This is a genomic window from Brevibacterium litoralis (assembly GCF_040212315.1).
In the GTDB taxonomy this organism is placed as follows: domain Bacteria; phylum Actinomycetota; class Actinomycetes; order Actinomycetales; family Brevibacteriaceae; genus Brevibacterium; species Brevibacterium litoralis.
In genome coordinates this window covers 90,014-110,383 of the sequence record NZ_JBDIUY010000019.1, presented here as the reverse complement: position 1 = coordinate 110,383, position 20,370 = coordinate 90,014, and the positions used below count along the sequence as shown (strand labels likewise).

Here is a 20,370-nt window from a genome sequence, read left to right as displayed (position 1 = left end):
GGCGGACACGGGGCGCTCCCTACAGGGTCGTCAGACCTGTTCGTCGAGGAGGGCGTCCTCGACGTCCTCCGCGGTGGCGGGCTTCCGGCCGCGCTGCATCCGCGACGGCGAGGCGCCCGCGTAGCGTCCTTCGCCCCGGGACGTCGGCCTCCCACTCTGATTCTTTCCGGTCGCGAGCTTCCGGGTCGCGCGGGACCGCAGCATCGTCTTGTCGACGACCACGTAGTCGGGTCCTGCCGCACCCTCGGAGTCATCACCGGAGCCGGGTCCGCCGGCCACCCTGTGCGCTCCTGATTCGGGCCCACCCGCCTCGGCGTCGAGGGTGCGGCGCTCACGCACGGCCGCGTAGCCGACGCCGCCGAGGATCATGACGCCGAACACGATCCACTGGAACGTGTACGACAGGTGCGAGCCCGGATCCGTGTCCGGCACGGGGAGCGCGGTGATCTGCTCGCCCGCGGGGTCCTCGGACTCCATCTCCAGGTAGACGTGCCGGTAGCCGTCCTCCATGCCGGGGATCCGCTCCGGGTCGATCGCGCGGATGAGTCCTTCGGGGTTCTCGTCACCGGATCCGTCCTGGGCCGGTCGTACCCACCCGGTGAGGGTCACCGTCCCGGTGGGCACCGCCGGGATCGCGGTGTCCTCCGGGGTGCCGGCCGTCGAGTCCGTCGGCACCCAGCCGCGGGCCACCGCGACCGAGGCGCCCTGCGGAGTACCGGCGCCGGTCCCGTCGGCACCGCCTTTGACGAGGAAGGGGACGACCACGTAGTAGCCCGACTGCGCGTTGAGCGTGCGGTTACGGGCGAGCACGGTGTCCTCGACGGCATAGTGACCGGTGAGTTCGACCCGCTTCCACTCGTCGTCCGCGTCGAGGGTCGCGTCCGTGTCCGGCAGGAGATCGGTGATGTCGTGGAGGTCGCCGCCGTAGTTCGTCTCGATGCGGTCGATCTCCGCATCGCGCTGGGCCCGCCGGTCGTTCTGCCAGTTCGACAGGAGTCCACAGACGGCCGCGGCGACGATCGCGAGGGCGATGTACGTGAGCCAGCGGCGGGTCAGGAGGAATCCGAAACGTCCGTTCCTCATCCGGCGGACTCCGGGATCGCGTCGACCGTGACCTCGTCCTTGAACAGGGACCGCATCTCCAAGTACTCGCGCAGGTAGCCGCGGTGGTCCGGGCAGGCGAGCCATACCTTGCGCCTCTCGGGCGTGTGGATGCGCGGGTTGTTCCACAACATCGCGTGCGAGGCGTCCGCGCGGCACGCCTTGGCCGAGCACTGGAGTCCCCGGACCGGACCGTCGGCTCCACCCTGTTCAGCCTGTCCGGAGGCGTCCCGTGAGCCGGATGGTGATCCGCCCGGTGACCCGGGGCGTGCGCCGAGGATGCGGAAGATGTCGTCGGTCATCGGTCGGTGGAGTCCTTGCTGTCGGTCCGGAAGTCGTCGGTCGAGTCGCTGTCGGACGCCCGCCCGGAGTCGCCGCCGTCCGGATGAGCGTCGGTTCCCATGGTCCCAGGTGCATCTGAAAAGGTGCTGGGGTCGGACGTCGACCGCGCGGTCACGTCGTCGCCGTCGAGGACGATCGGTTCCTCGTCGTTCCCTGAACCGTCGTCCCCGGTGCCGTCGTCCCCTGTGTCGCCTTCTGTGCCCGCCCCGGTGCCCGCGGTGGGGGTGTGGGGAGGGGAGGGCGCCTCGGCGGCGGGGTGGACGTCACCGTGCAGACCGTGGCGCGGCGGGCCGTCGACGACGGCGGTACGCGTGGGCAGGGTCCGGCGCGTGCGGTTGTTGGCCAGCGACACTGCGATCCACGGGAGGACGACGGCGCCGACGAAGAAGACGAGCACGTACCAGCCCGGCTTCCACAGGGTGAAGACGACGGCGAGTACGAAGCAGACGGTGCGGATGGCCATCGACCACAGGTAGCGGCGGGTGCGGAGATCGACGTCGTCGCGGACGGAGTCCTGGGTCGCCTCGGTCACCTGGGCGACCGGTCTCTTCTTCGCCACGTTCCCCCGTTCGATCATGACGTGTGGCCGCGGTGCCGGGCGGTCCACCGGACACTGTCGATGCGTGCCGTACACGTGACGGTGTGCCCGGGCGGTCACGGGTACAAAAGCATACGCCCGTCGTTGTCCCCGCTGCACGCACGGTGGCGTTCCGCGTTGTAGGTTGGTGCGCGGAACCGGTGCGGATCGTGCCGGAGGCAAGCCAGTTCGACGAGATTCACCGGTGTGCGGGGCAGACCTGCCCGGTGTGAAGGAGAGTGCCCGTGGCTGACAAGCGCGTCGTCCTCGTGACCGGTGGCAACCGGGGGATCGGCAGGAAGATCGCGGAGGAGTTCGTGGCGAGCGGGTACGCCGTCGCCGTCACCTCCCGCAACGGTGAGGCCCCCGAGGGAGCCCTGGCGGTGGCCGCCGACGTGACGGACCCGGAGTCGATCGACGCCGCGTTCACGCAGGTCGAGGAGGAGCTGGGCAACGTCGACGTCGTCGTCGCCAATGCCGGTATCACCCGGGACAACCTGCTCATGCGGATGAGCGAGGAGGACTTCGACGCCGTCGTCGACACGAACCTGGGTGGCGCGTTCCGCGTCGTCAAGCGCGGTGTGACGAACATGATCCGCGGTCGGTTCGGCCGGATCGTGCTCGTGTCGTCCGTGTCCGGCCTCTACGGGGTGCCCGGCCAGGCCAACTACTCTTCGTCGAAGGCCGGCCTGGTGGGCATGGCCCGCTCGATCACGCGTGAGCTCGGTGCCCGCGGCATCACCGCGAACGTCGTGGCGCCCGGCTTCATCAACACCGAGATGACCGCGGAGCTGCCCGAGAAGCAGCAGAAGGAATACCTCGACTCGATCCCGGCCAAGCGGTTCGCCGAGGCCGAGGAGGTCGCCAAGGTCGTCCGTTGGGTCGCCTCCGACGAGGCCGCCTACATCTCCGGCGCCGTCATCCCGGTCGACGGCGGCCTGGGCATGGGGCACTGACTTCCGGACTCTGCGTTCCGTCTGAACGTTCAGCCCCGGGAGGGGCACCCGCCCCGTGAGGGGCACACAGCTTTCACCACCTTTCGAAAGGACGATCCATGGGAATTCTCGAGGGCAAGCGCATCCTCGTCACCGGCGTGCTCACGGAGGCCTCCATCGCTTTCGCCGCCGCCCGTCTGGCACAGGAGCAGGGGGCGGAGGTCATCCTCTCCTCCTTCGGCCGCCAGATGAAGATCACGAAGATCATCGCCGAGCGTCTGCCGAAGCCGGTCGTCGACGTCATCGAGCTCGACGCCACCGACGAGGAGGACCTCGCGGCCCTGCCCGAGCGTCTGGGCGGCAACATCGACGGCATCGTCCACGCGATCGCCTTCGCCCCGAAGGACGCACTGGGCGGCGTCTTCCTCGACACCCCCTTCGAGTCGGCCGCGACCGCCTTCCAGGTCTCCGCCTTCTCGCTCAAGGCGATCACCGTGGCCGCCCGCCCGGTGCTCAACGAGGGCGCCGGCGTCGTGGGTCTCACCTTCGACGCGACCGTCGCCTGGCCGGCCTACGACTGGATGGGTGTCGCCAAGGCGGCCATGGAGTCGACCAGCCGCTACCTGGCCAAGTACATGGGAGCCGACGGGGTGCGCGTGAACCTCGTGTCCGCAGGCCCCCTGAAGACGACCGCCGCCAAGTCGATCCCCGGTTTCGAGGCCTTCGAGGACGTGTGGAGCGACCGCGCGCCCATCGGCTGGGACGAGACCGACACCGAGCCCGCCGGCAAGGCGATCGTCGCCCTGCTCTCCGACTGGTTCCCCGCCACCACCGGCGAGATGGTCCACGTCGACGGCGGCCTCCACTCCACCGGAGCCTGAGGGGCTTCAGCGGCCGCACCAGATAAGGCGTCCAGGTTCGCCATGGCACGCCATCACCCCGTCGCCGAGGCGCCCCGCACTCCACCACGGACGTGCGGGGCGCCGTCGCGTCGGGGCCCCGGGTGGGGATTCAGGTGCTGAGAAGAGGGCGTGACCCGGACCGGGCCCGACCCGTAGCCTGGGGGCATGCCGATCCTCGTTCTCGCCCGCCACTGTGAGGCCGGGCCCGCCGCGACCGACATCGACCGCCCGCTCACGGACCACGGTCGGGGTCAAGCGGACCGTGCCGCGGAGTTCCTGGCGGGGTACGACCTCGACATGATCGTCCGATCCGAGGCGCGCAGGACCGTGGAGACCTCCGAACCGGTCGTGGAGGCGCAGAAGAAGAGGCGTTCGGCGGCGGAGGAGAGCGGCACCGCGCCGGACCTCGAGGTCACCACCGACGCGACCCTCTACATGGCCGGGGTCGAGGACTGGCTGGAGGTGCTCTCGACGATCCCGCCGGAAGCGCGCGGAGCCTACGTCGTCGGTCATCAGCCCACGGTCGGTGCGGTCATCGACGAAGTGTGCGCGAAGGCGCGAATGGCCGGTTCGTCCAGCCCGTTCGGCGAGTTCCTGGGCCCCATCCACCCGAGCACCCTCGCCGTGTTCGACCTCCCTGACTGGGAGGTCCCTGTCGGCGACTTCCCGCTCCCCGAGATCCACAGCTTCTGACCGGTCGCGAACCCCTGGTTAATGCCGGGCGAATCGGTCCCTCTCACACCTACGAGCAAGATGTCGTTTGACAGGGCTCTTGTCTCGTAGTCGTGCAGGACTACGAGACAAGAGTCCTGCGGAACGACATCTACCTCGCAGGGTCGGGCGCAGGCGCAGGCGGCACGGGCCCACTCACCCCTGCGGACCGCCGGGCGCCTTACCGGTGAGTGCCGCCCACACCGCATCCATCCGCCGGATGGTGAGGGAGGCGTCCGCCCCTTCGACGAGTGTGGGCTTGGCGCAGAACGCGATGCCGTAGCCTGCGGCGTCGACCATGTCGAGGTCGTTCGCCCCGTCGCCGATCGCCACCGTGCGCGCGACGTCGAAGCCGCGCTCGGAGCAGATCTCGGCCAGTCGTTCCGCCTTGCGCGCGCGGTCGACCACGCGCCCGGTAACCCGTCCGGTCAGTTTCCCGTCGACGATCTCGAGGGTGTTCGCCTCGGTGTCGGTGACGCCCAGACGACCTGCGAGGGACTCCACGATCACGTCGAACCCGCCGGAGACCAACGCCACGTGCGTGCCTGCGGCCTGTGCGGCGGCGACGAACTCCGGGATGCCGGGGGAGTAGGTGACCGACCGCGCCACCTCGTCGAGGACGGACACGGGCAGCCCGGCCAGAGTTTCCACCCGCGCGCGGAGGCTCTGCTCGAAGTCGAGTTCGCCCCGCATGGCGCGCTCGGTCACCTCGGCGACCTGTTCCCGGACGCCGGCGTGCTCGGCGATGAGCTCGATGACCTCCTCGTTGATGAACGTCGAGTCGACGTCCATGAGCACCAACTGGGGCGGTGCCGCGGTGAGGGCAGGCGGCACGACGAAGACGTCCACCGCGTCACCGAACACCTGCTTCGCGTTGGAGACTCCGTCATCGACCGTCGACGGGTCCGCCATCGTCGTGGCGAGGGAGTAGCCATCGTCGATCGGCCGGATGATGCTGATGCGCTGGGGGCGAGGAGTCTGCGAAGTCACACGGGAAGTCTAGGCCCCGCACCCGAGGCACCCTGTCCTCGGTCCCGACGTGCCCTCGGTCCACCCCGCGAACCCATACCGACAATGTCTCACCGAACCCTTGACCCGCCCCGCACCCGCCTGGGCGTCAACGGCAGGCCCGAGTACGTCCGCTCCGCCTGCGACGCCTCGCTGAAGCGGCTGGGCGGCGACCACATCGACCTGTACTACCAGCACCGCGTGGACCCGGACGTCCCCATCGAGGAGACCGTCGGCGCAATGAAGGACCTGGTCGAGGCCGGCAAGGTCCGCCACCTGGGGCTCTCCGAGGCCGCCGCGGACACGATCCGCTGCGCCCACTCCGTCCACCCCATCACCGCCCTGCAGACGGAGTACTCGCTGTTCTCCCGCGACCTCGAGGACGAGATCCTCCCGCTCCTGCGCGAACTGGGCATCGGTCTCGTGGCACTTGTCATGGCCGCTGTGGCGTTGGCGATCGCGCATGGTGCGGGTCTCGTTGCGCGACGTGCCGTGCGTGATTCGGTCGCCGCGCCTGCCTCCGGCTCCACCGATCGCACGTCGTCCTCGTGGACACTGATCAAGCGCGGGACAGCCGGTGTCTTCGCCGCAGCGATGCTCCTCGGGCCGTCGCTCCTGACCGCACTTTTCCTCCACGGGTTCTCCCCGTTGATGGCCTACGAGAACGACGGAGTCGACCAGGACGTCCTTCGCTACACGTTCCAGGCGTCCCTCATCCTCTTCGTTCTCGGCACCCTGATCGCCGGGGTGGCTACGGCGCGCCGCTGGACTCCGCTCTGGACCGTCATAGGATCGGTGGCCGTCTGGGGCGGTGCAGTGACCGGCCTGGCGGGGTGGGCCCACGCCGTCTGACAAGGACGGTGCACAGTCACACCCTCACCCTCGAACACCCTCACCCCACCCCGTGTTCGCGGCTCACCGCGGTGATGACACCGGCCGCCGCCTTGTGCACGCGGTCGAGCGCTGCGCCGAGTTCCGGCGGTTGCAGGGACGCCGGCGCGAGCACCCCGGAGAACGCCTGGTGCACGTCGAGTGCGGTCTGCAGGAGGATCGCGTGCGCCGGGTCGTCGAGCAGCGTCGAGAGCTCACCACGGGCCTTCTCCGCGCTCATGTCCGCCTGCCAGTCCCGCCACTGGAGGTTCCGGATGCCCTCGGGCACCGCCTGCCCGTGTGTCTCGACGAGCGACAGCGCCGCCATGACCGCCTCGCGCAGCGTCCGGGCCGACTCCGCCACCGACACCGTGTCCACCGTCGCGTAGCGTACCCGCGCGCACGGGAAGATCCGTAGGTTCGCCTCGCCGTCGAGCACGACCACCGCGACCGACTCCCCGCCGTCCCCCGCTCCCGAGGTGCCCTCCACTCCCGAGGCGCCCTCAGCGCCCACCTCGGCGACGGCCACCGCGGAGGACCGGGAGATCGCCCGCCGCGCCTCGCGGTCGACCCGTGGCACCCGCAGGGGCAGCGTCGGATGGACGAGTGCCAATCGCAACCGCCGCACCCCGGCCCGCCGGAGGGCGGGCACGGCCAGGAGCAACCCCGTGGGGGCGTCCGTCCCGAACACGGGGTCGTCGAGGACGAGCGGGACCGGCAGGTCCGCCTCGAGGAAGGTGTGGGTGAGGTCGTCGGGCCCCAGTCGGCCGTCCAGGTGGGCGGTGACGGCGAGCGAGGTGAGCAGGGTGGCGAGTGCGGTGTCCATCCGCACCAGGGTAGAGCTCCGCACCCGTTCGCCCGCCCGCCACCCACCCGACTAGAGTTCTGCCCATGAGCGAAGTGTTGGATCTCCACGACGTCCGCGTCCGCCGCGGGCAGAATCACCTTCTCGACGGCCTCGACCTCCACGTGGAGGAAGGCCAGCACTGGGCGGTCCTCGGCCGCAACGGTGCCGGTAAGACGACCCTGCTGGAGATCGCCGCCGGCCGCATGCACCCCTCCTCGGGGACCGCGAAGATCCTCGAGGAGACGATGGGCAAGATCGACGTGTTCGAGCTGCGTCCGCGCATCGGCTACGCGTCCGCCAACCTCGCCGCGCAGATCCCGCGGGCCGAGAAGGTCTCCGACGTCGTCCTCACCGCCGCCTACGGTGTCCAGGGCCGCTGGACCGAGGAGTACGAGCCGGAGGACCTGGACCGTGTGCAGGACCTCCTGTCGGCCTTCGGGGTCGGCGACATGGCCGACCGCGCCTTCGGCACCCTGTCCGAGGGTGAGCGCAAGCGCGTGCAGATCGCCCGTGCCCTCATGACCGACCCGGAGCTGCTGCTCCTCGACGAGCCGGCCAGCGGCCTGGACCTCGGCGGGCGCGAGGAACTGGTCCAGGCCCTCGGCGAGATCCTCGGCGGCGCCTGGGCCCCCACCACCCTCATGGTCACCCACCATGTCGAGGAGATCCCCGCAGGCGTCACCCACGTCCTCCTCATCCGCGACGGGAAGACCGTCGCCGCCGGGCCCATCGCGCAGACGCTCACCGCCGAGAAGCTCACGGAGACCTTCGGCATGCCGATCGTCCTCGACCGTTCCGAGGACGGCCGCTACACCGCCCGCGCGTCGCTCTGAGTCGTTCCCGGGGCGCCGACCACCCCGGACCGGCCACACTGGACCCGACCCGCCCCCGAGGCGCCCTGCACCCGCACACCGCCCTCCCCTCCACCTCCCCGACGGAAGTTCCTGCATGTTCGCCATGACCCACATCGACTCCTGGCTGGAGATCGTTCTCGTCCTTCTCGCGGGAGTCGCCGCCGGTGGCATCAACGCCGCCGTCGGTTCCGGCACGCTCGTGACCTTCCCGGCGCTCGTGGCCTTCGGTGTGCCGCCGGTGGTCGCGACGATGTCGAACGCGGTGGGTCTGGTGCCCGGCAACGTCACCGGCGCGCTCGGGTACAAGGAGGAGCTCAAGGGACAGGCCAAGCGCCTGTTGCAGCTGGTCCCGGCGAGCCTGCTCGGCGCGCTCGTGGGCGCCTTCCTCCTGCTGAACCTGCCGGAGGACGCGTTCATCACGATCGTGCCGGTCCTCCTGGTCCTCGCCCTCGTCATGGTGATCGGGCAGCCGGCACTCCAGAAGTACCTGCGGAAGAAGAAGGAGAACGCCGCCGAGGCGCCCTCCACCTCTCCCACCCCCGACCTCCCGCCGGGGGCCGGGGCCACCGGTGCGGCCGGTGGCGTGTCCGCGGGGCGGATGGTGCTCGTGTTCCTCGCGGTGTTCGCCACGGCGATCTACGGCGGGTACTTCGCCGCGGCCCAGGGCATCCTGCTCATCGGTCTGTTGGGGCTCCTGCTGCCGGAGTCGATCCAGCGGCTCAACGGGGCCAAAAACGTGTTGGTGCTCGTCGTCAACGTCGTCGCCGGTGCCACCTACGTGATCGTCGGGTGGGACCGGATCGACTGGATGGCGGTGCTGCTCGTGGCGATCGGTTCGCTGCTGGGCGGTTACCTGGGTGCGCGCGTGGCCCGGAAGTTCAACCCGGTCGTGCTCCGTGGGATCATCGTGGTGCTGGGGATCGTGGCGCTCGTGCGCATCCTCGGCATGTGATGACCCACCGAGGAAGGACCGCGTGAACACTCCGCGCAAGGCACCGGCCACGAACGACGAGATCCTCGAGAGAGCGGAACGGGCCGGGATCGACCCGGCCCGCATCCACTTCTTCGACGACCTGCCGGGGGAGGGGAGCGACGCGAGCGGCGACGACGCCCACGCGTTCCTGGCCGAACACCTGCGGGACTACACGCGACTGACCGACGTGAAGCTGCGCAGCCTCATGGAGCCCGAGGGTGGCCTGTACATCGCGGAGAGTTCGAAGATCATCGAACGGGCGCTCGTGGCCGGCCACCGGGCACGCTCGTACCTCATGAACCGGCAGTGGTTCGCCGCACTCGCCGAGCTGCTCGCCGAACACGAGGGACAGGGCGCACATGAGGAACAGGCCGGGGCCGGGTCAGCCACCGGGGCTCCCATCCTCATCGGTTCCGACCAGGCGGTCGAGTTGCTCACCGGCTACCACCTGCACCGTGGCGCACTGGCGTCCATGCACCGTCCGGCGCCGGTTCCGCTCGAGGAGCTGCTGGAGGGAGCCACCCGGGTGGTCGTCGTCGAGGACGTCGTGGACCACACGAACCTCGGAGCCATTTTCCGCTCCGCCGCGGGTCTGGGCATGGATGCGGTGCTCGTGACGCCCCGGTGTGCCGACCCGCTCTACCGGCGATCGGTGCGAGTCTCGATGGGCACGGTCTTCCAGGTGCCCTGGGCCCGGCTCGACGCCTGGCCGGCCGACCTGGACCGCCTCAAGGAGGCGGGCTTCCACACGGCGGCTCTCGCGTTGCGGGACGACTCGGTGACCCTCCAGGAGTTCGCAGCGAACCCGCCCGAGAAAGTCGCCATCATCATGGGCACCGAAGGCGACGGCCTGTCCCGCAAGACCCTTTCGAAGACGGACACGACGGTCCTCATCCCCATGCTCCACGGCGTCGACTCCCTCAACGTCGCTGCGGCGACAGCGGTCACCTGCTTCGCCCTCCAGCCGACAGCGCTGGCCGATGCGGCACGGGACGGTGTGGCTGCCGGGGAGTGACGTTCGGGCGCTGAACGCACCGTGGCCTCCAAGGTTTCTGGAAGCCACGGTAGGGTCCGGGGTTCAGGTCCGCTTGATCGGGCGATGCTTGGCGAGGTAGGCATCGCGACGTCGCCGCTCTTCCTCGAGCTCGCGTGCGACCCTCTTGTGGAGCTCTTCCGCTTCGCGCTTCTCACGTTCGGTCAACTGCCATCCGGGTGAAGTCGTCATCGTTCTCACCTCTTCCTCTTCGTCCGACGTGATCCAGGCATCTCAGGTCGCGCAAGGGTGAATGCCACGGCGAGGGCATCGGCGAAAGCTTGGATCAAGTGCTTCTCGGATTCCTCCAAGGCCCCCGGCGTCGTGGCATCTACTGAAAGCATGCCATACGGGTCCGTTTGGGTGTAGATGGCGCACGAGATGAACGTCCGGTACCTGTCACCCGAGACACCGTACGCATCATCGCCATCGGGCTCGATGTCTCGTGCGAACCTCGAACGCCGGACGTTGCCGACCAGCCAACCGATCGCGTTGGACCCGCGGGGCCTGTCGGACTGATCGAAGGGTCGGGGCCAGTCTGGGCGACCCCTGGAGACGAGCACGTCCATGCGGTTGCCTTCGTCGTTCAGAACGAACACCGATGCCCGCATCCCTTCGACCCCGGCGTAGGTCATGAGAATAAGTTGAACGACGAGATTCGCGACCTCGGCAACCTCTTTCGGCCTCCGTGCCGCGGTGAGCTCGACCGCTCCGGCGATCTTGCGGTGGACTATGGCGAGACTCTCGGTCAGTGTTCTCGTGATCTGCTGAGAATCCGTCTCACCGTGGTTCAGCGTCGTTCGGAACGAGTAGACGCACCACAACACGAGAACGAACGCGGCGAGGGGACTCGCCGACCCCACCAGCCACCACGGCCATCCGGGCCAATCATTGACACTTCCGATCGTCCCGATCGCGACGAGCACGACAGAAGTAGTGCTCGCCACAGATCCCAGGAGGGCTTCGAGCGATGGGCGGCTGCTGATGTCCTTGCCGACACGAAATGCCGCCGCCTGGACCCAATTGGCCTCGCCCTGCCTGCTCACCTGTCGTCCCCGTCCTGTGGTCGGTGTGAGTTCGTCGCCTTCGAGTGTTCCAGGCCCCTCGGACACCGAAATTCTGGCTGTCGGCGATGGGCCCGAACGTCATGGCTCACGACTCTCGATCCAGTGAGTCGAGACTGGAGTGCGCGATGCACGGCGGGAGATCTTGCGGTATGAATGACTTATGAGTACCGACGCCGACGAGACCGTCCGCAACAACCAACTCAGTAATGACTTCATCGATGTGTGCTCGCTCATGGAGAGCCACCTGGAGTCGAAGTACAAGCTGGAGACTGAAGGACTGGGCGATTCGATCCGGCAGGTCCGGGACAGGGACAGTGTCGTGGCGCGGAACAGGGCCGCATTCGAAGTGATCGGTCGTGCTCGAAACTTGCTGTCTCATCGGAGCAGGGTTCCTGGCATTCCGACAACGGTGACGCCTTCACCTCAACTGCTCGGAGCCGCCAATAATCTGCTCAAGCAGCTCACCGAGCCCCCGACAGCAGCCGACTACGCGAACGAACCGTTGGACAACGTGGTGCGAGCGGACGCACTGGCGCCCGTCATGAAGAAGATGACCGAGGACGATTTCTCCCAGGTTCTCGTCGTGGACCCCGGACATGAGGTCGTCCTGCTGACGACGAACACCATCGCGCGGTGGGCCGCGTCGTGGTTGGACGATGACGGCACTCTCGTGGCAGAGGCCGCCACTGTCGCGGATGCCCTGGCTTCCAAGGAAGACAACGAGAAAGTAGTAGCCGTCAAGCCGACGACGTCGGTCCTCGACATCATCGAGGCATTCGAGTCGTCGAGACCCCCGCGTGCCGTTGTAGTGACAAAGTCAGGTTCGCTCAACGACAAGCCGACCGGCATTCTCGTCGTCGACGACGTCCCGGCGATGCACCGGGGACTCCAATTCCTGGAGTGACCAGCCATCGGATACAGTTCCGAGGCAGCTGCCCAGGTGGGATAGCCTGGGCACACCCCGAGACTCCTCACCCACGGAGGATCGCCAGGGCGGCAGTGAGCAGTACGACCTCAGGAGTGTGAGCGTAGGCGATGAAAGCGGATTCTCCTCGCTGGAAGGTGCTCGGGGCGCCTGCATCTCCGGCGGAACAGGCCGCTCTCGACACGTTCCGTGAACTCCTTCCCGATGACGGCATCACGAGCGCCTGGTGCAACCTCACCTTCCTCGACATGAACGGGCGTACCGCCGAGGTCGATGTCCTCCTGCTCACGCCCGCGGGAATGTTCCTCGTCGAGCTCAAGGGTTGGCACGGCACCATCCGTGGGAACTCCCAGCGGTGGACGCTGCCGGGTCGGAACGTGCCGAACCCGTACGTCGCCACCGACTCAAAAGCCAAGCGTTTGGCTTCGCTGCTCAAGGACGGTGGCTTCGCAAAGCCTGCGGTGGTTCGGAAGAATCTCCCGTTCATCAAGTCACTGGTCGTGATGCACGGTCAGGACTCGACACTCGACCTCGACTGGCAGGCGGCGCAGAACGTCGTCACTCTTGACGGCTACAATGTCAAGGCGTCCGGTGAACGACTCCGGAAGTTCTCGGAGTTCCTCAGCGATCGTGACGGCGATTCCCGTGACCGAGTCGACGGCCCGCGAGCGAAAGCCATCGAAGCACTGTGCCTGGCCGCGAACTTCAAGAAGATCCCCAAGGTCCGCATGGTGGCGGACTACCAGATCATCGACAGTGATCCGATCGCTGAAGGTCCCGATTGGCAGGACGTCCTGGCCGAGGATCCTGGGATGCGTGGAGTCAAGCAGCGGATCCGCCTGTACGACGTCTACCCCGGAGCACCGCGGGACGAACGACACCGGATCGAGCAACAGGCCAAGCGCGAGATCCAGCTCACGCATGGAATCCGCCATGAAGGCATCACGACCCCGACGTTGTTCCGTACGACTCCGGATGGTCCTGCCCTGGTATTCGACCACGATCCCTCCGAGATTCCCTTGGACGCCTACCTGCAGACGGACGACGGCTCCGCACTCACCATGCCCGAGCGAATCGTCCTTGTGCGGCGGCTCGCAGAGACGCTTCTCTACGCACATCAACGCCACCTTGTGCATCGCGCCCTGGGACCGCAGCACGTGTACGTCTCCCCGGAGAACGCCGGTGATGGTGCAGGAGTCCGTCCTGCCATCCGCGACTGGTTCGCCGGCCAGAAGGCACTCGACGCGTCCGCGACGCGCATGTCGGTATTCGCCGGCACCTCCAATATCCAGGACACGGTCGATCAGGACGAGTGGCTCTACCTCGCTCCGGAGGCCGTCGGCGCCACGAGCAACCTCCCGGGTATTCCGTTGGATGTTTACGGAATGGGGGCGCTGGCCCTGCTCGTCCTCACCGGTCGCCCTCCGGCGGACAACTTCGTCGAACTGGAAGAACGTTTCACCGCCGACGGTGGATTGGACCCACGACGCGGAACGGATACGGTCCCGGACGGCGTGGCCGAGGTGGTTCTCCGGGCCACACGGCGCGTGGAAGCCGAACGGACCGCGAGCATCGCCGATTTCCTCGACGAGTTCAATTCCGCGTGGAAAGACGCACGCAATCCGGACGGCCAGACACCCCACGACGCCGACGGCGCAGTCCCACCGAGCGTGGTTCCCACTGATGCCCTCGAGGCGGAACCGGGTGACTTCCTGGCCGATCGGTTCCTCGTCGAGACCCGCCGGGGCGAAGGCGCCACCGGACTGGCCCTGGGCGTGGTGGACGATACGTCCGACAACGATCGTCAGGTCATCCTCAAGATCGCCCGGTCGGATTCCGCTGCTGCGCGACTGAGGGATGAGGCCGCGGTTCTCGCAAAGCTCGACCATCGTCGGGTCGTGAAGCTCCTCGAGCCCGAACCGCTCACTGTCGACGGGCGCGTGGCTCTGCTCATGTCCGATGCCGGTGAGCGGACACTCGCGTCTCGGTTGGCCACAGAAGGCCGCTCCACCGTCGAGCAGTTGGAGAACTTCGGCGGACAACTCTTCGAGGCGATGGAGCACGTCGAACAGACGGTGGGATTCCATCGCGATATCAAGCCGGCCAACCTCGGAATCATCCCGGATCCGGGTTCCCGCCGACCGTCGCTGGTCCTCTTCGACTTCTCGCTCGCCACCGAACCGGTTGACGTGATCACTGCGGGTACTCCCGGGTACCTCGATCCATTTCTCGGCGAAGGCCGGCGTCGTGTCTACGACAGGCACGCCGAGCTGTGGGCACTCGCGACCACGCTCTTCGAGATGTCGACCGGGCAATTGCCCTGGTGGCCGGACGGCAGTGGACGTCCGACCGGTGCGGAATCACCGGTGATCGAGCCCGCCTCGTTCGAACCCTCCGTCGCCACCGCACTCGCTCACTTCTTCCGGCGTGCACTGGCGCCGGCCACCTCCGACCGTTTCGGTTCGACGGCGGAAATGGCGGCTGCGTGGTACCAGGTCTTCAACGATCTGGATCTCGCCGAGGACGATGTCGCCGCGAACGACGAGCTGGCTTCGAAGGTGACCCGTGAGACCCCGGTGGACAGCGCAGGGCTTTCCGCGCGTGCACTTTCGGGTGTCCGACGGCTTCCCGACATCCACACGGTGGGAGACCTCCTGGGAGTCTCGGGCATTCAGATCAATCGGATCCACGGGTTGGGGGAGCAGTACCGCAAGGAGATCCTCCGTCGCCTCCGTGAATGGCGAGAAACACTGGATGCACCCGCACAGACCACGGGTGTCACCGACGGTACCGAGCAGACGGTTGCAAGTCTTCTCCGGAAGGTGAAGACCAAGGACGCACGGGCCATCGTGGAGGCGTTCCTCTACGGTGTTCCCTCGTCGTCGGCCGGACCCGACGCCCATGCGTCGAACAAGCCCGAACAGGCCGCGAGTTCCTGGCCGACCGCGCTCGATGTCGCCACGTACCTCGGACTGGATGAGGACGCTCACGGCCTGGGGAGGGAAAAGGCGACAGGGGCGCTCCTCTCCGCCGTCGAGACATGGTCACGGACCAGGGACCGTGTGCTCGACAGAGTCCGCACCGAGGTCGTCGAAATCCTGGCCTCCGCAGGACGGATCATGACCCGACCGGAGCTTGCCCGCGCCATCGTCGCCACACGCGGCTCGCTCCTCCGGGGTGAGGAACGCGAGCGCGCAGGGTCTGCCCTGTTGCGCGCCGTCATCGAACTGGACACGTGGCACGAGGACGGCCCGAAACTCGAGCTGCGCCGCCGCAGGGCGGGCAAACATGATCTCGTGGCGCTGCAGGACACGGCCAACCCACTGCACACCGACGGTGTCCTCCCTGCGGCCGACCTCCTCACGGAACTTGCCGGAGAACTGGGCGACACCGCGGATTCGCTCGTGGCGGATGGGCGGATCGTTCCGTTCTCCCAGGCTGCCGAGGCGCTCCAGACGGTGGCCATGGAAGTGACCGGGCCTGAGGTGGCGGCGATGCTGGGACAGCGTCGCTTGCTTCGGCTGGCGTCTGCCGCATCGACCCGCGCCTTGGTGTCCACCGGGTTCGACGAGCTCTATCCCGCTGATCTGTCTGCAGCGACCGCCTTGGGGGCCACCCTGCGTGGTCGGCCGACTGCGCGTCCCGTGCCCGTGGCGACGGTATTCCATGACGTGTACATGCGTTTCCCCGGTGTGAGGCTGCCGGATCAGCGTGCGGAACTGGACTCGCTGGTCCGTGACATTCTGCCGGGGATGATCCGGCAGGACGACACCTATGTGCCGCGGGGCCATCGCACCACCACGAAACACGCGGGATCTGCCCTGTCGACCGGCGTATCCGTCCAGGGGGACGGCGGACCTCCACGCGACCTCGATCGACGGCTTCGCGCGTCCTTCGGGCGGCACGCAGCACTCACCCTGTGCGCACGTCCTCGCGATCTTGAGCGGACGGGGCACGTCCTCGAGAGCGTCTTTGCCTCCGATGGGTTGACCCGCCTGGACGTCTCCACGCTCGTACTCGACGCCGTGCGTCCCTTCGCCGAGGCGCGACGGATCTCGTGGGACTTCGTCCTGGAGAAGGATGCGGCCCCGGCCGACTCCGCCGATCGTGCACTCTTGACGAAACTCGTCCAACAGGCGGTCGGCCCTGCCTGGGCATCCGCTCTCCAGAATCCCGCACCGCTGCTCATCACCCGTCCGTCCGTCCTCGTCCGCTACGGGCTCGACGGATTGCTCGCCGATCTCCTCGACCTCGGCACCTCTCGCCCGGCGGCCCGATGGTTGCTGGTCGCCAGGCGGCGATCGACTCCACGACCTCTGATGGACGGAGTGCCGGTCCCGACCGGAGCTGATGGGTGGGTGGATCTCCCGACGCCGGTCGACCTCACATCCCAACTGTCCTCGTCCTCCACTTCCCCCGCTTCGATCGGAGACCACACATGATCGATTCCGCTCTCCTTCTCAAGGACCTCAAGGCCCGCCTCGTGCTCTTGCAGCGGGACCTCGTCGAGCGCGCCGAGGACCCGACCAATGCCTGGGGCCAAGACCTGAAGAATCAGCATCACGCGGCTCTCGAAAGGAACCGGACGGGGAAGTCCTGGGTCGAGTGGCGCGATGATCAGGTCGATCAGGCCGCAGTGGCGTGGATCGTGTCGACGACCTTCCTGCGATTCTGCGAGGACAATCGCCTCCTGGTGGGTGCACGTCTGGACGGCGCAGAGGTGTCGGTCGGATGGATTGCCGGACCCGAGGGCGGGACCGAGCGTGCCGAGGAAAACTTGGAGGCCTACGTTCGCGCAGACGAGGCGCACCGCTCCCACAACCGGCGCCACTGGCTCCAGCAGGGATTCCGTGTTCTGGCGGCGCAGCCGGCGGGATCCCTGCTCATCGATCCCGATCACAACCCCGTGTGGGAGGCGACGATTAGTGGTGAAGCGGCCGCTGACCTCATGGACTTCTGGCGGACCACTCACCCGGACGGCAGCCTGGTCCATGACTTCACCGACCCCGACCTGGACACTCGATTCCTCGGTGATCTCTATCAGGACCTGTCCGAGCACGCGAAAAAGACCTACGCACTCCTCCAGACACCGGTCTTCGTCGAGGAGTTCATACTCGAGCAGACGCTCACCCCTGCCCTGCGTGAGTTCCCTCTTGATGACTTCGACCCGAACGATCCGGACGATCGTTTCAAACTGATCGATCCGACCTGTGGGTCCGGCCATTTCCTCCTGGGTGCATTTGAACGGCTCCACGCCGAATGGCTCCGCCTGGCGCCGGCCATGGGACCGCGTGAGCGAGTCCGTCGGGCGATGGAGTCCATTCACGGGGTCGACCTCAACCCCTTCGCCGTCGCGATCGCACGCTTCCGCCTCACAGTGGCGGGATTGCGGGCAGCAGGGGAGTCCAGCCTGGTTGGGGTGGAACCCATGGGCTTCCACCTGGCGATCGGCGACTCGCTCCTCGGTGATCAAGGTGGTGCTGGAGCTGGCGAACTCGATGTGTTCGGCGCCGATTCCGAAGACGAAGGCGTCTACGAGTACGCAACGGAAGACCTCTCCGAGTACCACGGAATCCTTGAACCCGGTCAGTACCACGTGGTCGTCGGAAACCCGCCGTACATCACCGTCAAGGACAAGAAACTCAACGCCATATACCGCGAAGCGTACACGACCGCGGTGCAAAAGTACGCACTAAGCGTGCCGTTCATGGAACTTTTCTTCCGTCTTGCGCTCAATGGAGAATCCGGACACTCGGCCGGATTTACGGGCCAGATCACTGCGAACTCCTTCATGAAGAGGGGATTCGGGAAGGTCCTCATTGAGCACCTCTTCGCAGGGTTCGATCAGGGGAACCCGGTGGACCTCTTGAAAGTGATCGATACATCCGGTGCCTACATTCCAGGCCACGGAACTCCGACGGTGATTATCATCGGTCGTCGTCGTCGACCGCAAACGGACTCAGTGCGTGCAGTACTCGGCGTGCGAGGTGAACCTGGCCAGCCAACCGATCCTGCGAAGGGTTTAGTGTGGTCGGAAATTGTTGAGAATTTAGAATACCCAGGATATGAAGGGCCTTTCGTTTCAGTAGACGACCTTGAACGATCCGTTCTGAGTACCTATCCATGGTCCTTGACGGGCGGAGGAGCAGTTGTCCTCCGGGAGACTCTGGATTCGTCAGCTGATCGCATGCTGGGAAAACAAGCTGACTCTATCGGAATTACAAGCTTCACGCTTGCTAATGATGTTTTCGTCAGGCCTCAAGAAGCAATCAATCGATCACGAGTATCAAACAGCCGCCCAATGATGATCGGCGAGAATGTTCGAGATTTCACCGCGAACATATCTTTTGGAAGCATCTTCCCTTATAATGATAGCTTCCAAGCTGTGGATATAACAGAGTTTCCGGAAGACTATCGAACACTTTGGCCATTTCGGTTTATACTGGCGAATGGCAAAATGTTTGGAGGGAAGTCGAAGATCGAAAATGGATTGAAGTGGTATGAATATGGGAGACTGACTTTCCGGAAGTTCCTCACTCCCCATTCTTTGGTGTGGCCTGACGTTGCCACTCACAATCATTTCATTTTGGATCGCGGAGGGGTGTCATTTAATCAACACGCCCCCGTCATCAAGCTCCCCGAGGGCGCGACGGTGGACGAGCACATGGAGCTGCTCGGCGTACTCAACTCGTCCGTAGCTTTGTACTGGCTTCGTTCCGTCAGCTACAACAAGGGCAACAGCTCTGCAGGTTCTGACGAACCGTGGGAACACCGCTACGAGTTCACCGGAACCAAGCTCCAAGAGTTCCCGCTCCCGGCCGGCCTTACCCCGGAACGCGGCCGTCTCCTCGACGCACTCGCACGTGAGCTCCAGTCGCTCTCCCCGGCCAAGACCATCGAGCGATGGAAGCAGCGCCCGGATTATCTTCCACTCCGTGAGGCTCTGGCACTCCGAGCGACGAAGGCGCAGCACGTCCGTGCGCGGATGATCTTCGAGCAGGAAGAACTCGATTGGGACACCTACCGTCTCTACGGTCTGCTCGATGAGGACCTGACACATGGTTCCGTCGAGTCGGAGCCGATTCGTGCCTTCGACGTGCCGATGACCGAACTCCAGTCAGTTCGGAATAACTCGTCGATCGAGGAGATCAACCTCGGCGAACGTGCCTTCGAGATCGCTCTGGCCCGTCAGGTCGCCGCTGGTACGGAGCAAACCGCCTGGTTCGAGCGTCACGGGAGCACTCCGATCACAGAGATCCCGGACTCCTGGCCGCAGGACTATGTGAACCTCGTGGAGCGGCGTCTCGACGTCATCGCCGAGAACAAGTCTCTCCGTCTCCTGGAGAAGCCCGAGTTCAAACGCCGGTGGGTGACCGAGTCGTGGGAGAAGCAGGAGAGGGAAGCCCTCGAGGCCGCGATTCTCGATCGCCTTGAGGACCCTGCCCTGTGGAAGGACGCCCAGAGCCTCGTGGTGCGGAGCATCCACGAACTGGCGGATCTTCTGCGCACTGACACGGTGATGACGGAGCTCGCTCGGGTCTACGCGGACACTGCAACTCCGGACCTGCCCGCTGTCCTCACCACGGTCGCACTGACGGAGGCGGTGCCGTACCTCGCCGCGCACCGGTACAAGAACAAAGGGCTGGAGAAGTTCCGTACCTGGCAGGACGTGTGGGATCTCCAACGACGCGAGGACGCAGGCGAGACGGTCACCATCCCAGTGCCTCCCAAGTACACGACCGCGGACTTCCGCAAGCCTGCCTATTGGAAGGCGCGTGGCAAACTCGACGTGCCGAAGGAACGGTTCATCCTCTACCCCGATCTGCACAGGTCTGACGACCCGACCCCTGTCCTCGGATGGGCCGGTTGGGATCATCGGGACCAGGCCATCGCCTTGGCACGTGAACTCCCAGCAGCCCAGTCACGAGTCGTTGATCACGGCCAGGACGCCGTCGTCCCGCTCGTCGCCGGTCTGGTCGAGCTAGAGCCGTGGTTGCACCAGTGGCACGCGGAGATCGACCCCACCTTCGGTGTGGCACCTGCAGCGTTCATCTCCGGCCTCATCGACCAGACACTCTCGACTCTGGCACTGACACGAGCGGATGTTGCCGCCTGGATGCCACCTGCACCGACCCGCGGCCGCAAGAAGAAGAGCTGATAGAAGATGCCCACTGGTCAGATCGCCTTCGCACTGTTCCCGTTCACGAGCCCGACGACCACGTCCA

At 66.4% G+C, this 20,370-nt stretch carries 17 protein-coding genes; 10 read left to right on the top strand and 7 right to left on the bottom strand.

Translation table 11 applies throughout. The annotated features are described in order from the left end of the window. Positions 1 to 30 precede the first annotated feature (30 nt). The 3 genes from AAD496_RS06750 to AAD496_RS06740 are packed head-to-tail and all read right to left on the bottom strand — an operon-like array spanning position 31 to position 2,002. Positions 31 to 1,083, bottom strand: a complete 1,053-nt coding sequence (locus AAD496_RS06750; RefSeq protein ID WP_349827892.1) for an SURF1 family cytochrome oxidase biogenesis protein — start codon at positions 1,081 to 1,083, stop codon at positions 31 to 33. Beyond that, positions 1,080 to 1,403, bottom strand: a complete 324-nt coding sequence (locus tag AAD496_RS06745; protein WP_349827891.1) for a hypothetical protein — start codon at positions 1,401 to 1,403, stop codon at positions 1,080 to 1,082. Before AAD496_RS06745 ends, AAD496_RS06750 begins: the two co-directional genes overlap by 4 nt. Beyond that, positions 1,400 to 2,002 (bottom strand): DUF3099 domain-containing protein, encoded by a 603-nt coding sequence (locus AAD496_RS06740; protein WP_349827890.1) that lies wholly within the window; start codon positions 2,000 to 2,002, stop codon positions 1,400 to 1,402. The genes AAD496_RS06745 and AAD496_RS06740 overlap by 4 nt, the downstream gene beginning before the upstream one ends. 263 nt (positions 2,003 to 2,265) lie before the next feature. Between AAD496_RS06740 and AAD496_RS06735 the strand changes: the two genes are divergently transcribed. The 3 genes from AAD496_RS06735 (at position 2,266) to AAD496_RS06725 (ending at position 4,550) form a co-directional block, all read left to right on the top strand. Further along, positions 2,266 to 2,976, top strand: a complete 711-nt coding sequence (locus AAD496_RS06735; RefSeq protein WP_349827889.1) for a beta-ketoacyl-ACP reductase — start codon at positions 2,266 to 2,268, stop codon at positions 2,974 to 2,976. Positions 2,977 to 3,074: 98 nt separating this feature from the next. After that, complete coding sequence (gene fabI / locus AAD496_RS06730; RefSeq protein WP_349827888.1) at positions 3,075 to 3,836, top strand: enoyl-ACP reductase FabI; 762 nt, start codon at positions 3,075 to 3,077, stop codon at positions 3,834 to 3,836. A 186-nt stretch (positions 3,837 to 4,022) separates the two neighbouring features. Beyond that, positions 4,023 to 4,550, top strand: a complete 528-nt coding sequence (locus AAD496_RS06725) for a SixA phosphatase family protein (protein WP_349827887.1) — start codon at positions 4,023 to 4,025, stop codon at positions 4,548 to 4,550. A 174-nt stretch (positions 4,551 to 4,724) separates the two neighbouring features. On the opposite strand, the gene serB is transcribed toward AAD496_RS06725, so the two are convergent. Beyond that, positions 4,725 to 5,558 (bottom strand): phosphoserine phosphatase SerB, encoded by an 834-nt coding sequence (gene serB / locus AAD496_RS06720; RefSeq protein ID WP_349827886.1) that lies wholly within the window; start codon positions 5,556 to 5,558, stop codon positions 4,725 to 4,727. Positions 5,559 to 5,642: 84 nt separating this feature from the next. Between serB and AAD496_RS06715 the strand changes: the two genes are divergently transcribed. Continuing rightward, positions 5,643 to 6,428 carry an aldo/keto reductase gene (locus AAD496_RS06715; protein ID WP_349827885.1) on the top strand — a complete coding sequence of 262 codons (786 nt, stop codon included), beginning with the start codon at positions 5,643 to 5,645 and terminating at the stop codon, positions 6,426 to 6,428. Between the two features lie 40 nt (positions 6,429 to 6,468). Here AAD496_RS06715 and AAD496_RS06710 read toward each other — a convergent pair whose 3' ends face one another. Next, a complete protein-coding gene (locus tag AAD496_RS06710; protein ID WP_349827884.1) occupies positions 6,469 to 7,272 on the bottom strand; it encodes a hypothetical protein in 804 nt (267 codons plus the stop codon). 65 nt (positions 7,273 to 7,337) lie between these two features. Between AAD496_RS06710 and AAD496_RS06705 the strand changes: the two genes are divergently transcribed. The 3 genes from AAD496_RS06705 to AAD496_RS06695 all read left to right on the top strand — a co-directional run bounded on the left by AAD496_RS06705 (position 7,338) and on the right by AAD496_RS06695 (position 10,135). After that, positions 7,338 to 8,126, top strand: coding sequence for an ABC transporter ATP-binding protein (locus tag AAD496_RS06705; protein WP_349827883.1), 789 nt, complete (start codon positions 7,338 to 7,340; stop codon positions 8,124 to 8,126). A gap of 115 nt (positions 8,127 to 8,241) precedes the next feature. Next, positions 8,242 to 9,099 carry a sulfite exporter TauE/SafE family protein gene (locus tag AAD496_RS06700; RefSeq protein ID WP_349827882.1) on the top strand — a complete coding sequence of 286 codons (858 nt, stop codon included), beginning with the start codon at positions 8,242 to 8,244 and terminating at the stop codon, positions 9,097 to 9,099. 169 nt (positions 9,100 to 9,268) lie between these two features. Further along, a complete protein-coding gene (locus tag AAD496_RS06695; RefSeq protein ID WP_349827921.1) occupies positions 9,269 to 10,135 on the top strand; it encodes a TrmH family RNA methyltransferase in 867 nt (288 codons plus the stop codon). Between the two features lie 63 nt (positions 10,136 to 10,198). On the opposite strand, the gene AAD496_RS06690 is transcribed toward AAD496_RS06695, so the two are convergent. Both AAD496_RS06690 and AAD496_RS06685 read right to left on the bottom strand, forming a co-directional pair. Continuing rightward, positions 10,199 to 10,345, bottom strand: a complete 147-nt coding sequence (locus AAD496_RS06690; RefSeq protein ID WP_349827881.1) for a hypothetical protein — start codon at positions 10,343 to 10,345, stop codon at positions 10,199 to 10,201. A 5-nt stretch (positions 10,346 to 10,350) separates the two neighbouring features. Next, on the bottom strand, positions 10,351 to 11,079 hold the full coding sequence (locus AAD496_RS06685; protein ID WP_349827880.1) for a GAF domain-containing protein: 729 nt from the start codon (positions 11,077 to 11,079) through the stop codon (positions 10,351 to 10,353). Positions 11,080 to 11,380: 301 nt separating this feature from the next. On the opposite strand from AAD496_RS06685, the gene AAD496_RS06680 reads away from it, so the two are divergent. From AAD496_RS06680 to pglX, 3 genes are all read left to right on the top strand, one after another. Beyond that, on the top strand, positions 11,381 to 12,124 hold the full coding sequence (locus tag AAD496_RS06680; RefSeq protein ID WP_349827879.1) for a CBS domain-containing protein: 744 nt from the start codon (positions 11,381 to 11,383) through the stop codon (positions 12,122 to 12,124). Positions 12,125 to 12,255: 131 nt separating this feature from the next. Continuing rightward, the gene (gene pglW / locus AAD496_RS06675) at positions 12,256 to 16,587 is read left to right on the top strand and encodes a BREX system serine/threonine kinase PglW (RefSeq protein ID WP_349827878.1); all 4,332 of its coding nucleotides are present in this window, start codon (positions 12,256 to 12,258) and stop codon (positions 16,585 to 16,587) included. Then, positions 16,584 to 20,303 carry a BREX-2 system adenine-specific DNA-methyltransferase PglX gene (gene pglX, locus AAD496_RS06670; RefSeq protein ID WP_349827877.1) on the top strand — a complete coding sequence of 1,240 codons (3,720 nt, stop codon included), beginning with the start codon at positions 16,584 to 16,586 and terminating at the stop codon, positions 20,301 to 20,303. Before pglW ends, pglX begins: the two co-directional genes overlap by 4 nt. Positions 20,304 to 20,370 lie beyond the last annotated feature (67 nt).

Bases quoted from the DNA above. Each gene is read 5' to 3' on its own strand.
- AAD496_RS06750 (WP_349827892.1), bottom strand. From the start codon at position 1,083: ATGAGGAACGGACGTTTCGGATTCCTCCTGACCCGCCGCTGGCTCACG.
- AAD496_RS06745 (WP_349827891.1), bottom strand. From the start codon at position 1,403: ATGACCGACGACATCTTCCGCATCCTCGGCGCACGCCCCGGGTCACCG.
- fabI (WP_349827888.1), top strand. From the start codon at position 3,075: ATGGGAATTCTCGAGGGCAAGCGCATCCTCGTCACCGGCGTGCTCACG.
- AAD496_RS06725 (WP_349827887.1), top strand. From the start codon at position 4,023: ATGCCGATCCTCGTTCTCGCCCGCCACTGTGAGGCCGGGCCCGCCGCG.
- AAD496_RS06715 (WP_349827885.1), top strand. From the start codon at position 5,643: ATGTCTCACCGAACCCTTGACCCGCCCCGCACCCGCCTGGGCGTCAAC.
- AAD496_RS06710 (WP_349827884.1), bottom strand. From the start codon at position 7,272: ATGGACACCGCACTCGCCACCCTGCTCACCTCGCTCGCCGTCACCGCC.
- AAD496_RS06705 (WP_349827883.1), top strand. From the start codon at position 7,338: ATGAGCGAAGTGTTGGATCTCCACGACGTCCGCGTCCGCCGCGGGCAG.
- AAD496_RS06700 (WP_349827882.1), top strand. From the start codon at position 8,242: ATGTTCGCCATGACCCACATCGACTCCTGGCTGGAGATCGTTCTCGTC.
- AAD496_RS06690 (WP_349827881.1), bottom strand. From the start codon at position 10,345: ATGACGACTTCACCCGGATGGCAGTTGACCGAACGTGAGAAGCGCGAA.
- AAD496_RS06680 (WP_349827879.1), top strand. From the start codon at position 11,381: ATGAGTACCGACGCCGACGAGACCGTCCGCAACAACCAACTCAGTAAT.
- pglW (WP_349827878.1), top strand. From the start codon at position 12,256: ATGAAAGCGGATTCTCCTCGCTGGAAGGTGCTCGGGGCGCCTGCATCT.
- pglX (WP_349827877.1), top strand. From the start codon at position 16,584: ATGATCGATTCCGCTCTCCTTCTCAAGGACCTCAAGGCCCGCCTCGTG.